Source organism: Comamonas resistens (assembly GCF_030064165.1).
GTDB classification, from domain to species: Bacteria; Pseudomonadota; Gammaproteobacteria; order Burkholderiales; family Burkholderiaceae_C; genus Comamonas; species Comamonas resistens.
Map to the genome: position 1 here is coordinate 135,374 of NZ_CP125947.1, position 16,209 is coordinate 151,582.

Annotated in this window: 6 protein-coding genes and 1 riboswitch; of the genes, 3 read left to right on the plus strand and 3 right to left on the minus strand. The window is 64.7% G+C overall.

Annotated features, from left to right (window positions below; translation table 11 throughout):
- The first annotated feature begins 75 nt into the window (after positions 1–75).
- From QMY55_RS00615 to metH, 3 genes are all read left to right on the plus strand, one after another.
- Complete coding sequence (locus QMY55_RS00615; protein ID WP_283486795.1) at positions 76–5,625, plus strand: DNA repair ATPase; 5,550 nt, start codon at positions 76–78, stop codon at positions 5,623–5,625.
- A 245-nt stretch (positions 5,626–5,870) separates the two neighbouring features.
- On the plus strand, positions 5,871–9,269 hold the full coding sequence (locus QMY55_RS00620) for a mechanosensitive ion channel domain-containing protein (RefSeq protein ID WP_283486797.1): 3,399 nt from the start codon (positions 5,871–5,873) through the stop codon (positions 9,267–9,269).
- A 172-nt stretch (positions 9,270–9,441) separates the two neighbouring features.
- Positions 9,442–9,551, plus strand: a riboswitch (S-adenosyl-L-homocysteine riboswitch).
- A 35-nt stretch (positions 9,552–9,586) separates the two neighbouring features.
- On the plus strand, positions 9,587–12,331 hold the full coding sequence (gene metH / locus QMY55_RS00625; RefSeq protein WP_283486798.1) for a methionine synthase: 2,745 nt from the start codon (positions 9,587–9,589) through the stop codon (positions 12,329–12,331).
- A gap of 55 nt (positions 12,332–12,386) precedes the next feature.
- Here metH and QMY55_RS00630 read toward each other — a convergent pair whose 3' ends face one another.
- The 3 genes from QMY55_RS00630 to cls form a co-directional block, all read right to left on the minus strand.
- On the minus strand, positions 12,387–13,094 hold the full coding sequence (locus tag QMY55_RS00630; RefSeq protein ID WP_283486799.1) for a GntR family transcriptional regulator: 708 nt from the start codon (positions 13,092–13,094) through the stop codon (positions 12,387–12,389).
- Between the two features lie 8 nt (positions 13,095–13,102).
- Positions 13,103–14,437 (minus strand): C4-dicarboxylate transporter DctA, encoded by a 1,335-nt coding sequence (locus QMY55_RS00635; protein ID WP_283488852.1) that lies wholly within the window; start codon positions 14,435–14,437, stop codon positions 13,103–13,105.
- 244 nt (positions 14,438–14,681) lie between these two features.
- Positions 14,682–16,124: a cardiolipin synthase gene (cls, locus tag QMY55_RS00640; RefSeq protein ID WP_283486800.1), complete on the minus strand. Its 1,443-nt coding sequence runs from the start codon at positions 16,122–16,124 to the stop codon at positions 14,682–14,684.
- Positions 16,125–16,209 lie beyond the last annotated feature (85 nt).

The following is a 16,209-nucleotide window of genomic DNA, read 5'->3' on the forward strand; positions in this document are numbered from 1 at the left end:
GGGTGAATCGAGCGCGGGCAGGCTGTGCGCGTTTCGTCCGCTCCTGCTCGCTTTGAGCGAAAGCCATTGAATTCCATGTCCGAAAACACCTCTCCCGCCGAACTCCAATCCACCTCCGCGGTCGATCAGGCCGTCGCCAGCGGCGGCTCGTATGAAGTTCTGGCCAAGCGGCTCGATGCCCAGGGCCAGGCGCTGGAAGCCCTGGTACGCCAGCTCAACGAAGAGCGGCTGGAGGAGTTTGGCCGCAGCCAGATGGAAGTCGTCGGCCGCATGCGTGTGCGCACCGAGAACAATTGCCTGGGCCGCGATATCGCCCAGGTCGGCGGCTATCTGCTGTTTGGCTACAACGTCTTCATGGGACTGAAGCGGGAGACGCGCGTCGAGGACGTATTTGCACTGTACCGCCTGCACGAAGGCGAGCAGGGCTACGAGGTCACGCCGGTGGATCTCAAGGAGAGCTTTCTCGGCATACAGAGCTTTGTGCAGGACTTCCAGGAGCTCTACGCCTACTACAAGAACACCAAGCTGATGCAGCTGGCCGTGCGCGACGGCAAGCTGCTGGCCAGCTTCCAGATCGGCGAGCGCCTGACCGATGTGCGCGTTTTCCGCTGGTCGGTATCGTCCGATGGTCAGCAGATCCGCTATATCGACAACCGTGGCGAGCGCGATATCGAGCTGCCCGCACCCCATGACTTCGAGTGGCAGCGCGCGGGTCGCGAGCAGCTGGTGCAGGGGCGCTATCCGCATCTCAATATTCTGGACAAGGTGTTTGTCGAGACGCTGGGTGGCGATCTGACCATCAAGGTGGAGAACAACACCAACGATGGCCTGGGCATCTACCGTGAGCCCGTGCAGGAAAAGAACCAGTCGCTGGACGATGCGGTGTTCGAATACGCGGCCGTGGGCAGCCTGATCCTGCTCAAGATCCTGCCCTACCGCGAGGAGCAGTGGCGCTATCTGGTCTACAACACCTTGTCGCAGCAGGTGCTGCGCATGGACTCCATCGGTTCGGCCTGCATACAGCTGCCCGATGACCACGGCATCATCTTTCCCGGCGGCTACTACCTGCAAAGCGGCGAGCACCGCTCGTTCGAGCAGAACATGCAGGGCATGCGCTACCGGCGCAGCATCCGCTCGCCCAATGGCGAGGATGTGCTCTACATCTTCTACGAGCCCGAAAGCGGGCGCATGGCGCTGTTCAAGTACAACCTCATCGAGCGTGCGCTGCAGCCGCCGCTGGTAGGCCATGGCTATGCGCGGCTGGAGGACGGGCGCATCGTCATCTTCGCGGCCGAGAGCAACGAGGCCTCGCGCGTGCACCCCATGCAGGTCTGGCATACGCCGTTTGCCTCGGAAGACTATGCGGCGCGCCAGCCGCAGCGTGACAGCTTTCTGGGCCGCATCGGCAATGCCGAGCTGGTCAGCGGCATCTCCGACTTCTTCAGCGTGCGCAAGGAAATTGCGGCGACCGAGGTTTCGCTACCCCGCTACGAGCGGTTGATAGACAGCACGCGCCGCCTGTTCGAGCGCTACCACTGGCTGGGCACGCCCACGCTCAAGACACTCAACGAAGCGCTGCTGGGCATCGTCGCCACGGGCGATGCGGTGATCGACGAATACGAAAAGGTCGAGAGCATCCGCCAGGCCTCGGCGCGTGCCATGGCCGAGGTCTCGGGCCGCCACCAGGCCCTGCTCAAGCAGTTGCGCAGCTCGGACTGGGAAACGGTGGACGAGCATGTGCAGGCGCTGAGTCAGCTGGGCCAGCTGCGCGGCCAACTGATGTCCACGCGCGAGCTGCGCTATGTGGACCAGGGCGCCATCGACGCCATGGTCGCAGCCGCTGGCGAACAACAGGCCGAGGTCTCGCAGCAGACGGCGGCCTTCATTGCCACCGACGCGGCCCTGCAGCCCTATGTGCAGCAATTGCAGGAGCTGGACCAGGCGGCGCAGGCGGCCACCACGGTGGCGCAGATCGGCGAGCCCATGCAGAAGATGGCGGACATGGCCGGCGCGCTGGACATGCTCTCCGAGCTCATGGGCAGCCTGCAGATCGCCGATGCCACGCAGCGCACGCAGGTGGTGGACCGCATTTCGACCATTTACGCGCGCCTGAACCAGGTGCGTGCACGCGCCCAGCAGCGCAAAAGCACGCTGGGCAGTGCTGAAAACGTGGCCCAGTTCGCGGCCCAGCTGGCCCTGTTCTCGCAAAGCATAGTCAGCGCATTGAATCTGGCGCAGACGCCCGAGCGCTGCGACGAGCAGCTGGCGCGCCTGCTGGTGCAGCTGGAGGAGATCGAAGGCCAGTTCGGCGAGCACGAACAGTTCCTGGGCGACATCGTGGCCAAGCGCGAGGAAGTGCTGGAGACCTTCGAGGCCCACCGGCAGGCGCAGCAGGATGAGCGCCAGCGCCGCGCCCAGGGCGTGCTGGACGCTGCGCTGCGCATCGTGCAAAGCTTGCCCAAGCGCACGGAAAAGCTGGCCAGCTCCGATGCCCTGCATGCCTTCTTCGCGGGCGATCCGCTGATCGCCAAGCTCAAGGAGCTGGCGCAGCGCCTGCGCGAGGAGCTGCACGATCCCGTCAAGGCCGACGATATCGACAGCCGCATCAAGACGCTGCGCGACCAGGCCTTCCGTGCGCTGCAGGACCGCACCGACCTGTACGAAGGCGACGGCAACCTGATCCGGCTGGGGCGCCACCGCTTCTCCGTGGGCAACCAGGAACTGGAGCTGACCTTGCTGCCCCGTGGCAAGGAGTTGTTCCTGCATATCGTGGGCACCGAGTATTTCGAGCCCGTGAACAACGCCGAACTGGCGGGCCTGCAGGGATACTGGGATGCGGCCACGCCGGCCGAGTCGCCCAGCCTCTACCGCGGCGAATATCTGGCGCTGCAAGTGGTGCGAGCCATGCGCGCGGGCCGCGAGGGCTGGAACCAGAACCGTCTGCGGCAGCTACTGCCCGATACCGAGGCGCTGACCCAGGCGATACGCGAATTCGCCGCGCCGCGCTACCGTGAAGGCTACGAGCGCGGCATTCACGACCATGATGCGGCCCTGATCCTGCAGGCCCTGACTCCGTTGGCCGATGCGGCCGGAGCGCTGCGCCATGCGCCCCATGCGCGCAGTCTGGCGGCCCTGTTCTGGAGCCGCAGAGACCGCATACAGCAGCCCCGGCTGGCAGCGGCCATTGCGCTGTGGCCCGAAAGAGCGCAGCAGGCCCAGGCCATGCAGCAGCTGTTTGCCAGCGACGCGCAGAAAAGCCAGCTGCAGGCCGATATGGCTGTGCAACTGCTGGCCTTTGCCCGGGATGAGGAGTTGCTGGACGATTTGCTGGCCAGCGACCCGACTCGTGATGGCACGGGCGTCGATGCGGACGGCGCAGATTCCGAACAGTCCGCAGAGATCGCCAGCCTGGTGAACGCCGCTGCCGAATACCTGCTGGCCGAGCTGGCGCAAAAGGCCTTGCGCTTCCACGCCTCGGGCGCCAGCCAGACGCTGATAGCTGCACTGCAGGCGGCCATGAAGGCCGGCAGCCAGGAAGGCGGGCTGCACTGGGAGGAGCTGCAGGCCTACTGGAGCGCCAAGGCCGCAGGCCGTGGCAGCGAAGGCGCGGCACTGGCCGAACGCTGGCGCAGCGCGTTGCACTGGGTACAGACCGCATGCAGTGCGCAGGTCGGGGACGAGACGACCTCACTCCAGGCTTACTGCAGCGAAGCCGCGACCTGGCTGGTCTGCGCCGGCAACCTGCCCAGCACCGTGAGCAATGTGGACCTGCAGGTGCAGATACCAGGCCTGCTGGGCCAGCATGCCCGCATCATTGACGGCCAGATGCATTTGCAGCTCGACCAGCTGGGTACGCGTGCGGCGCGCCACTACCGGCTCTTCGTGCCGCAGTGGGAGCGCTACCAGCAGCTGCGCCAGCAGGTGCTGCAGGACTATCGGGCACGCATACGCCTGGAGGAATTCAAGGCGCGGCCCCTGTCCTCCTTTGTGCGCAACAAGCTCATCAATGAAGTCTACCTGCCCGTCATAGGCGACAACCTGGCCAAGCAGATGGGCGCACAGGGCGAGGCCCGCCGCACCGACCAGATGGGCCTGCTGATGATGATCTCGCCCCCTGGCTACGGCAAGACCACCTTGATGGAATATGTGGCCAGCCGCCTGGGCCTGATCTTCATGAAGATCAACGGCCCGGCACTCGGCCATTCCGTGCGCTCGCTGGACCCGGCGCAGGCGCCCGATGCCACGGCCGCCAAGGAGCTGGAAAAGCTCAACCTGGCGCTGGAGATGGCCAACAACGTGATGCTGTACGTGGACGACATACAGCACACGCACCCCGAGTTCTTGCAGAAGTTCATTTCGCTGTCCGACGGCACGCGCCGCATCGAAGGCGTGTGGCAGGGCCAGACCAAGACCTACGACATGCGCGGCAAGCGCTTTTGCGTGGTCATGTCGGGCAACCCGTACACCGAGTCGGGCGAGGTCTTCAAGATTCCCGACATGCTGGCCAACCGTGCCGACATCTACAACCTCGGCGACGTGCTGGGCGGCATGGAGGAGGTCTTCAAGCTCAGCTACATCGAAAACAGCATGACCAGCAATGCCGTGCTCGCACCCATGGCCACGCGCAGCCTGCAGGACCTGTACCTGCTGCTGGACAAGGCGCAGGGCAAGGAAGTCTCTGCCAATGCACTCAGCCACGACTACGCGCCCGCCGAGCTGCGCGAAATCGAAGCCGTGCTCCAGCGCATGCTGCAGGTGCGCGAGGTGGTGTTCCGCATCAACCAGCAATACATTCTGAGCGCCGCCCAGGACGACGACTACCGCACCGAGCCCGCGTTCAGGCTGCAGGGCAGCTACCGCAACATGAACAAGCTGGCCGAGAAGATCACGCCGGTGATGAACGACCAGGAAATGCAGCAGATGCTCGACGACCACTACCAGGGCGAAGCGCAGATGCTGACCACGGGCGCCGAGGAGAACCTGCTCAAGCTCAAGCAGTTGCGCGGCCATGCCAGCGGCGCGGAGAGCGCGCGCTGGGAGGAAATCCGCACCCAGTTCCTGCGCCACAAGGCCGCCGGCGGCGCCAATGCCGATGCCGGCACGCGTGTGGCCACGCAGCTGGTCGACCTGGTGGCCGCCACACGCGAGATGGCGCATGGCATGGCCGATGCGCGCCAGCAGCAGGCCGAACAGCTGGCACTGTGGCGCGATGCCGACCAGGGTCAGGACGCGGCGCAGCGCGAGGGCTGGCAGGCGCTGCTGGCGCAATTGCAACGGGCACAGAGCGCCACCGACCAGTCCCTGCAAGGCATACGCCAGGCGCTGGCCGAGGTCGGCAGCCGTGAAGACAGAAACGGGTCGCAAGACTCTGCGCAAAGCGGTCTGGCCAGCTTGCTGGGTCAGGTGATGGCGCACTCGCTGCAGCCGGTGGTCGAGCATCTGGAGCAAAGCCGCAACCAGCAACTGGGTCTGCACCGTGTGCTCATGCAGGTGGCCACGCGCATGCAGGAGCAGATCGACAGCCAGCGCGCACAGCTGCAACGAGCCAGCACGCAGTCCACGCTGCATGCCGGCGAGATAGACCGGGCCTTTGACCGCATGCAGGAGGGGCGGGGACCCAGGTAATGCATAGGGGACTTGCGCAAACAAGCTGGGCCGCCACTGCGGATGCACAACGGGCATTTCTATCGACGAAACGCCATGCCTGATCCGAATCTGCGCAAGTCGCTGCATATTTCATAGCTGTCTGCGCTTGCAGCAAGCTGATTTTGTATATGAAAGTATCAAAAACTGTTTGCTATAAAGCGCCAGAAGCTCTTGAATACATAGCGAAAAACATTTGGCATTGGGCATGCCGATACACTGCGCCGATGCGTGTATTCCCTCTGCCCACTCCTGCCATTCCCGCTCTGTCGCGCGGCACCACATACCGGCTCTGGCTGCTGTCTGTGTTGCTGGCGCTGTGGGTGGTGCTGGCGGGCGTGGCCCAGGCAGCCCCTGGCTCCACGCTGCCCGGCCCCTTGGGCAGCCTGAGTGCAGGCTCGGGCGGCAGCTCGGCTGCCGATGAGGAGCAGCGCGCTCTCCAGGCCCAGCGGGACGCCACCGACAGCGCCAACCAGGAAGCCGATGCCCTGGCCCAGTCGCTGGACCGCTTGCGCGCCAAGGCGCAGGCACCGGTACAGACCTTGCCCGCGCCGCTAGGCGATGCGGAGCTGGCCGGGCTTCTGGCGCGCTGGCAGGAGCGCATTCCCGCCAACGCCAGCCAGGAAGTGCTGGAGCGCCTGCTGGCCGACGAGCGCGATGCCATCGCCGCGCTCAAGACGGGGATTGAGAAGTCCGCCGCCGAGCAGGCCAATCTGGTGACCCAGCCCGGTCAGGGGCGGGCCGATCTGTCCACGCTGCAGCAGCGCGTGCAGGACAGCGCCGAACCCGTGAGCGCCGAACCCGGCGAGCCGCCGGCGCTGACCCAGGCGCGCCAGCTGCGGCGCAGTGCCGAGCACCGCCGCGCCATGCTGGAGCTGGCCTTGCGCCAGGAAGAACAGTCCACCATAGAAACCCGCCAGCGCCTGCTGGACGCCCAGTTGCAGGCCCAGCGCCGCGAATTGCTGGAGCGCACGCCACGCGTGGCCTGGCTGAATCAGCGCATTGCCGAGCGCAGCCGCCAGCAGCTGGAGCAGCAGGCACGCGAAGCGCGCGCGGCGGAAGATGCCGTCACCAGCGCCTCCCCCGCGATCCGCGAGCTGGCGCAGCAGAACGCGGCCCTGGCGGCCCAGATCCTGGAGCACACCAACCGCCTGGCGCAGGAGCGCATGGAACTGGCCGGCGACGAGTACCGCCAGGGCCAGCTGGCTGCCGCGCTGCGCGACACCCAGGCCCGCTTGCGCCTGGGTGGCGGCGCGGCTGTGGGTCAATGGCTGTGGCAGCAACGGGTGGCGTTGCCCACGGCCAACACCGTTCAGGCGCGGCGCAAAGCAGCGCAGCGTCAGCTGGCCGAGCTGCGCCTGGCCTTGTTCAACGCGAGTGAGCGACGCTTCAGCCTCAACAGCGCGGCAGGCCCCATGGACGGCGTGGGCACGGAGGCCAGCGCCGAAGCTGCGGCCCGGCGCACGGCGCTGTGGGGCCGACAGGCGGCGCTGATCGACCAGCTGCAGCCGCTGCTGCTGCGACGCATCGCCGTGCTGGAGCAGACCGAGGCTGCGCTGCAGGCTACGCAGCGCAGCGGCAGCGAACTGCGGCAGGTGATGGACAAGGAGCTGCTGTGGTTCCCCAGCCACCGGGCCATGGACAGCTCCTGGCTACGCGAATGGCGCACCGTGCTGCAAAACGCCGGCGGCGAGGGGGCAGGGCAGGCTTTCAGCGCCTCGCCATGGAACACGGCCCGCGCGCTTGGCGCCAGCCTGCTGGCCAACGTCTGGGCCTATCTGGCCATTGGCGCAGGCGTGCTGGTGCTGCTGAGGCTGCGGCGCCAGGCCTTGCGCAAGCTCGATGCCATCGCGTCGTGCGTGGGCGATTTCTCGCGCGACCATTTCGGGCTGAGTCTGGCCGCACTGGGCTGGAGTCTGCTGTACGCGCTGCCCTGGAGCTTTGCCACGGCTGCGCTGGGTGGGCTGCTGCAATCGACCAGCACGCCGGCGGCGCTGGAGCCGCTGGGCCTGACGCTGGAGCAACTGAGCAGCTTCATCTTCGTGGCCACGCTGCTGCAGGCGCTGTTTCGTCCGGGTGGACTGGCGCTGGCCCATTTCGGCTGGCCTCTGGAGCGCGTGCAGACGCAGAGCCGTGTGCTGCGCCAGGCCACCTGGCTGATCGTGCCTGCAGAGCTGCTGGGTGGGCTGGCCTTCTTCAGCCATGACGATCCGGCCATCAGCACCTGGGGGCGCTTGTGCATTCTGACGCTGGTGCTGGGCCTGGCTTGGGTGTCGGGGCGCTACTTCCGCGACAGCCTGCGCAGAAAAGGCCTGAGCTGGCACTGGGGGCTGATCGTGAGTGCGGTGCTGGTGCTGCTGCTGCTGGGCCTGGCCGTGGGCATCGCGCTGGGCTATGTCTATACCGCCACCGAAGTCATCCAGGCGCTGCTCAGCGGTTTCGTCTTCCTGGCTTGGGTCGAGGTGCTGATCGGCCTGCTGCGGCGCTGGCTGCTGCTGGGCGAGCGTCGCCTGGCGCTGAACCGGCTGCGCGCCGCGGCGCTTGCGCAGGCCGCCGCCCTCGCCCAGACCGACGGCCAGACGGATGCGGCCAAGCCCCCTGTGGACGAGCAAAGCCAGATGGCCCTGGTCACGGTGAGCGCGCAGACGCACCGGCTGCTGGGCCTGCTGCAGCGGATACTGGTCGTGCTGAGCCAGATCTATGTCTGGTCCCCGGTGCTGCCCGCGCTGCTGCGCTTCAATGGCGTGGTGCTCTGGTACACCACCAACACGGGGGCCGACGGCATAGGCCATCCGGCTCCCGTGAGCCTGATGGACGTGCTGCTCACCGTGCTGCTGCTGCTGCTGACCGTCAGCCTGACGCGCAATCTGCCGGGCCTGATGGAAGTGGTGCTGTCGGCGTCGCTGCGCATCAGCAACTCGGCGCGCTACACGGCCACCACGCTGGCGCGCTATGTCGTCGTCATTGCGGGCGCCATCACCGCGCTTTCGCTGCTGGGGCTGCGCTGGGGCCAGTTGCAATGGATGGCCGCGGCGCTGACCGTGGGCCTGGGTTTTGGCTTGCAGGAGATCTTTGCCAACTTCGTCTCGGGGCTGATCCTGCTGGTGGAGCGGCCCTTCCGCGTGGGCGACGTCATCACCATCAACCAGCTGGACGGCACCGTCACCCGCATCCGCACGCGTGCCACCACGGTGCTGGATTTCGACAACAAGGAAATCGTCATCCCCAACAAGACCTTCATCACCGGCCAGGTGACGAACTGGACCCTGAGCGACGATGTGACGCGTCTGGTCATCGAGGTGGGCGTGGCCCACGGCAGCGACTCCGCACGGGTGCGCGAGCTGCTGCTGGCCATTGCCGGCGAGCACCCCCAGGTCTTGCGCGAGCCCGAGCCCAACTGCTGGTTCATGGCTCTGGAGGGCCAGGGCCAGAAGTTCGAGCTGCGCGCCTATGTGGGCTCCGTGGCCGACCGGCTGCCGGTGCGCAACGACCTGAACCGCAGCATACGGGAGCGGTTGGCCGCCGAGGGCATTGCCGTGGCCTTCCCGCAGATGGGTGTCCATGTGCGGGAGTTGCCGGGGCAGCCGTGGGCACCAGGGGCAAGCCCGGATACGAATAGCAGATAGATTCTCGGATTTGATAGCTGGTGGTGCTTTGTGGACGGGCGCTAGCAGCTGTTTTCATGCTGAGCCAATAGCTTCCTGGCTGCGGCACGCGCCAAGCGCCTTGCACCATGCCTGTACGGCTATGGCGGCCAGCCTGCAAAGCGTGGCGCTAGCGCTTAAAATCCGAAGTTCCGCCTCCAAGGAGCGCTGCAGCCAGCCGGTTGTCCACCACAACCCGCCCGTCAGGCTTGGGGGTGCGCAGATGGTCTCAGACCTCTGTCTCCATAACGGCGCTCACCTGTTCTCGATTCTGTCTGGTTTGTATACAGGTGAGCCTCATGTCCGCTTCCGCTGCTTCCGTTTCCGTTCCTCCCATGCGCCTGTCGGGCCTGGAGCCCGTCTTCATCGGCGAGGGTACGCTGTTCGTCAACGTGGGCGAGCGCACCAATGTCACCGGCTCCAAGGCCTTTGCGCGCCTGATCCTCAACGAGCAGTATGAAGAAGCACTGGCCGTGGCGCGCCAGCAGGTGGAGAACGGTGCCCAGGTCATCGACGTGAACATGGACGAGGCCATGCTGGACAGCAAGGCCGCCATGGTGCGCTTCCTGAACCTCATCGCCTCCGAACCCGATATTGCCAAGGTGCCGGTGATGGTGGACAGCTCCAAGTGGGATGTGATCGAGGCCGGCCTGCGCTGCCTGCAAGGCAAGGGCATCGTCAATTCCATCTCCATGAAGGAGGGCGTGGAGGAATTCAAGAAGCACGCCAAGCTGGTCAAGCGCTATGGCGCGGCCGCCGTGGTGATGGCTTTTGACGAAAAAGGCCAGGCCGACACCTTTGCGCGCAAGACCGAAATCTGTGAACGCGCCTACCGCATCCTGGTCGACGAAGTGGGTTTCCCGCCCGAGGACATCATCTTCGACCCCAACATCTTTGCCGTGGCCACCGGCATCGAAGAGCACAACAATTACGGCGTGGACTTCATCGAGGCCACGCGCTGGATCAAGCAGAACCTGCCTGGCGCCAAGGTCAGCGGTGGCGTGTCCAATGTGTCGTTTTCCTTCCGCGGCAACGACCCGGTGCGCGAGGCGATTCACACGGTTTTCCTCTACCACGCCATCAAGGCCGGCATGGACATGGGCATCGTCAACGCCGGCATGATCGGCGTCTATGACGATCTGGAGCCCGAGCTGCGTGAGCGTGTGGAGGATGTGGTGCTCAACCGCCGTCCCGATGCGGCCGAGCGCCTGCTGGAGATTGCCGACAGTGCCAAGGGCGCGGCCAAGGACGACAGCAAGAAACTCGAATGGCGCGGCACGGCCGAGAACCCCAAGACCGTGAGCGAGCGCCTGTCGCACGCGCTGGTGCACGGCATTACCGACTTCATCACCGAGGACACGGAAGAGGCCTACCAGCAGATCGTGGTGCAGGGCGGTGGCCGTCCGCTGCACGTGATCGAGGGCCCGCTGATGGACGGCATGAACATCGTCGGCGACCTGTTCGGCGCCGGCAAGATGTTCCTGCCCCAGGTGGTGAAGTCCGCTCGCGTGATGAAGCAGGCCGTCGCCCATCTGGTGCCCTATATCGAGGAAGAAAAGCGCCAGCAGGAAGCGGCGGGCATGGACGTGACCAGCAAGGGCAAGATCGTCATCGCCACCGTCAAGGGCGATGTGCACGACATCGGCAAGAACATCGTCACCGTGGTCCTGCAGTGCAACAACTTCGAAGTCATCAACATGGGCGTGATGGTGCCCTGCCACGAGATCCTGGCCCGCGCCAAGGCCGAGGGCGCGGACATCATCGGCCTGTCGGGCCTGATCACGCCCAGCCTCGAGGAGATGCAGTACGTGGCCGGCGAGATGGACAAGGATGACTACTTCCGCATCAAGAAGATTCCGCTCTTGATCGGCGGCGCGACCTGCTCGCGCGTGCACACGGCCGTGAAGATCGCACCCAAGTACGACGGCCCCGTGGTCTATGTCCCCGATGCCTCGCGCTCGGTCAGCGTGGCGCAGAGCCTGCTGGGCGATGGCAAGCAGGCCTATCTGGACGAACTGCAGACCGACTACGACAAGGTGCGCACCCAGCACGCCAACAAGAAGAAAACACCGCTGTGGACGCTGGAGCAGGTGCGCGCCAATGCCGCCGTGGTCAAGCATGAGCCCGTGACTCCCCGCGTGTTGGGCCGCCGTGTGTTCAAGAATTTCGATCTGGCCGAAATCGCCCAGTACATCGACTGGGGTCCGTTCTTCCAGACCTGGGACCTGGCTGGCCCCTATCCAGCCATCCTGGACGACGAGATCGTAGGCACCGAGGCGCGCAAGGTGCTGGCCGATGCCCAGGACATGCTCAGGAAAATCATCGAAGGCCGCTGGCTGCAGGCCAATGGCGTGATGGGCCTGTTCCCCGCCAACCGCGTGGGTGACGATATCGAGTTCTATACCGACGAGTCGCGCAGCCAGGTGCTGACCACCTGGTACGGCATGCGCCAGCAGACCGAAAAACAGGCCGTTGATGGTGTGCTGCGTCCCAGCCGCTGCCTGTCCGACTTTGTGGCCAGCAAGGAAAGTGGCATCAAGGACTATGCGGGCCTGTTTGCCGTGACGGCCGGCATTGGCGCCGAGAAGAAGGACAAGGAGTTCCAGAACGCGCTGGACGACTATTCGGGCATCATGTTCAAGGCCTTGGCCGACCGCCTTGCCGAGGCTTTTGCCGAATGCCTGCATGCCCGTGTGCGCAAGGATCTGTGGGGCTATGCGGAGGGCGAGGCCTTGAGCAACGAGGACCTCATCAAGGAAAAATACCAGGGCATTCGCCCCGCGCCTGGCTATCCTGCCTGCCCTGACCATACGGCCAAGATCGATCTGTTCAAGACGCTGAATGCCGAGGAAATCGGCATGACGCTGACCGACAGCCTGGCCATGAACCCGGCATCCAGCGTGAGCGGCTTCTACATCGGCAACCCCGAGGCAAGCTACTTCAATGTGGGCCAGATCGGTGAAGATCAACTGGCTGACATGGCCGCGCGCCGCGGCATGGATATCGAAGAGCTGCGCCGTTATCTGGCACCGAATCTGGGTTGATTCCGGCCAGCAGGCGCGCAGGAGTGCAGAAAAGCCAGGGCAGGCCCTGGCTTTTTCATTTTTGCGGCAGCGGGCTTCGCTTGAGCACGGGCGCCAGCGTGGCGCGCAGGCGGTCGCCAGGATCCGAGGCGGCTTCGGGCGCGCGAATTTCGAGCGAGCGCTCCACCGTGCCTATGTGCTCCAGCAGCAAGGCCTTGGCCTCCTCGGTGTCGCCACGCTCCAGGGCCGCCACGATGCGCTCATGTTCGGCGCAGGACTGGCTGGCGCTGTGCGTGGACTGGTAAAGCGTGGCCGCCAGAGTGGTGCGTGCCGTCAGGTCGCGCAGCGTGTCGGCCAGCAGTCTATGGCCCATCTGTTCGGCCAGGCAGACATGGAAATCCGCGAGCAGGAAGGCGCGCATGGCACTGTCCACGCCCGCAATGGCTTTTTGTTCCTGGGCGATATGGCGGCGCAACTGGGTGATGACACGCTGCAGTGGCTTGCCCGCATCCTGCAATATGCCGGTCTCGATAATGCGCCGGGCGGAGAAAGCATCCTTGGCTTCGGCGGCCGAGGGCTGAACCACATACCAGCCCCTGCGGGCCTGGACCTGGACAAAACCACGGGCCTGCAATTGCATCAACGCTTCGCGCACCACGGTGCGGCTGACGTCGAAGTTGTTGGCCAGATCCTGCTCTCCCAGCCTTTCACCAGGCGCCAGCTTCTGGGCCAGAATGGCTTCGACGATGCGTTCTGCGATGTGCTGTGGAGAGGCAGGAGTCATTGCTTGATTCAGTGGCTGGAGTGGGAGGCTGGGGCAGGCGGAACCTTAGCAGATGCATCGGCCTCTTCATCGTTTTGCGGTTGAACCCTGCCGTCAAGCACGGCATGGGCACGTTCGCGGTCGATGTCACCTTCCCAGGCTGCGATGGCCACGGTGGCCACGCAGTTGCCGATCAGATTGCCCAGGGCGCGGGCAATACCCATGAACCAGTCCACCGACAGCACCAGCACCAGGCCGATGGCGGGAATGGCGGGAATCGCATGCAAGGTGGCAGCCAGCACCACGATGGCCGAGCCCGGCACGCCATGTGCACCCTTGGAGGTCACCAGCGCAATGGCCAGGATGGTCAGCAGGTCGGACATGCTGATCGGGGTGTTGGTGGCCTGGGCGATGAAGACCGCAGCCAGCGTGATGTAGATCGAGAAGGCGTCCAGGTTGAACGAATAGCCGGTGGGAATCACCAGGCCCACTGTGGAATCGCGCACGCCCATGTTGCGCAGCTTGGCCATGATCTGGGGCAGCACGCTGTCGGACGAGGTGGTGGCGAAGACGATGGTCAGCTCCTCACGCAGGTAGCGCAGCAGCTTGATCAGGCTGAAGCCCGACAGGCGCATCACCAGACCCAGCACCACGAACACGAAGATCAGCACCGAGACGTAGAACAGCGCCACCAGCATGCCCAGCTGCTTGAGCGAGCCTATGCCGTACTGGCCGACGGTGAAGGCGATGGCGCCCAGCACGCCCAGCGGGGCCAGCTTGATGATGATGCCCATGATCTTGAACAGCACCATGGACAGCGTGTCCACCAGGTCGAAGACGGGCTTGCCGCGCTCGCCCAGCAGGGTCAGTGCGCAGCCGAACAGCACGGCAAACAGCAGCACCTGCAGCACATCGCCCTTGGCGAAGGCTTCCACCACGGTGCTGGGGATGAGCTTCATCAGAAACTCCACCGTGCCGCCGCTGGTCAGCTTGTCGGCATTGCTGGCGTAGGCAGCCATGGCCGAGGGGTCGAGCTTGCTGGTGTCCACGTTCATGCCGACGCCGGGCTCGAAGACAAAGGCCAGTACCAGGCCCAGGCCCAGAGCGATGGTGGTCAGTACTTCGAAGTAGATCAGGGCCTTCACTCCCACGCGCCCTACGCGCTTGAGGTCGCCCGCGCCGGCAATGCCGTGCACGACCACACAGAACACCAGGATGGGGATGATCATCTTGATCAGCTTGATGAAGCCATCGCCCAAGGGTTTGAGTTTCACGGCCCATTCAGGGGCCAGTAGTCCGGCGAGCACACCCAGGATGAGTGCGATCACCACCTGTCCGAAAAGTGATCTGGCAAAGCGGCGCATAGTCGTCTTTCGCAAGTTGTGAATCTTGTATGCAAGTAATTTGAAACTTGCATACAAGAATGTAGGCAAGCGAAAGTCGTGCCAATAGAGGGTATTCCTGAGGATTTCCGTAATTCCTAAGAGGGTCAGCCCTGACTTTCGTGCGGGAAATCAAGGAACGTTCCGCCCTGGTGCGACCGGGGCGGTCCGTGCGCACGCGTGTGGTGCGTGAGTGGGGTTCATGCCCAAAGCCAGGGCATGAGGCTCAGAGCAGCGGGCTCAGGGCGCCCAGCAGGTTGTCCCAGATGCGCTTCCACCAGCGAGTGGCACGCACCTGCTCCAGCGTCACCACATCGGAATCGCGCAGATAGCTTTGCTGGCGCTGACGGATGGCCTCGGTGGTGGCCTCGTCATGCAGCAGCACATTGTTTTCAAAGTTCAGGTCAAAGCTGCGCAGGTCCAGGTTGGTGGAGCCGATCAGGCTGACCGCGCCGTCCAGGCACAGGGTCTTGGCATGCAGCAGGCCGGGACGGAATTCGTGGATATGCACACCGGCCCTGAGCAGGCGCCAGTAGTGGCTGCGGCTGACGGCGCCGACTATCCATGAGTCATTGCGCGCAGGCAGGATCAGCGTGACGGACACACCCCGTAGCGCGGCCGCGCACAAGGCGTCCAAGACGGTGGTGTCCGGCACAAAGTAGGGGGTGGAAATCACCACTTCATGGCGGGCGCTGGCCAGCAGGCAGGAAACGAGCTGGGGCGTGGCGCGTGGTCTCTCTGTCGGGCCCTCCGCGATGGCCACGGCGCTGAACCCATGAGGGGATGGCCGGGCCGTCTCTGTGGAGGGAGGAGCGATGAGGGTTGGCGACTGTGCCCAGTCGCTGGCAAAAGTCTGCTGCATCTGGGCTACGACCGGGCCTTGCATGCGCAGCATGATGTCCACCCAGGGGGCATAGCGCGGCTTGACGCGAAAGGCTTCGTCGGCGCAGTTCTGGCTGCCTATATAGGTGATGCGCTCATCGATCAGCGTGATCTTGCGGTGGTTGCGCAGGTCGAGCCGGCTGGTCAGCATGACGGTGAGCGGGCGGTTGATGGGCAGGGCCACGCTCAGGTGCACGCCGCCTTGCTGCATCTGCCGCCACAGCGGTGAACGGACCAGTGCACGCGAGCCCAGGCCGTCCACCATGGCTCGGCAGGTCACGCCGCGCCGGGCAGCGCGGATCAGTGCCTGGGCGACCTGGGTTCCGGTTTCGTCCTCCAGCCAGATGTAGTACAGCACATTGATCTCGCGCTGCGCGGCGTCCATGTCGGCAACGAGTTGCGCGCGTGCATGATCGCCGTCCTGCATCAACTCGGCTACCTGGCCGGGCAGGGGCAGAAAGCCGTTGATCGACGAGGCATAGCGAAATGCGGGCTGCCACTGGGCGGGGATGTCGGTGTAGGTCTCCAGCGTGCAGGCACTATTGCCGGCGACATTGCTGCCATGGGACTGGCAGAACTCGCGCACATTGAGTCGCTTGCGTCCTGGCACGCGGCCCAGTGCCACTTCGCCAAAGAAGTAATACAGCAGGCAGCTCACATAAGGCAGCAGCACGATCACCAGAAGCCATGCCAGGCGCACATCGGGCCGCATGTCTCTGCGCAGCAGAATGCGCAGGCCAAAGCCCGCAATCAATATCACATGAAGAGTCAGCAACAGCCAGGTCATGATCAATGCTCAACAATGAAGCTTTGAGCATAACCAGCTGGTGCGGTTTTGCCGTTTGCCGGGCCAGTAGGCTTGACGGACCGGG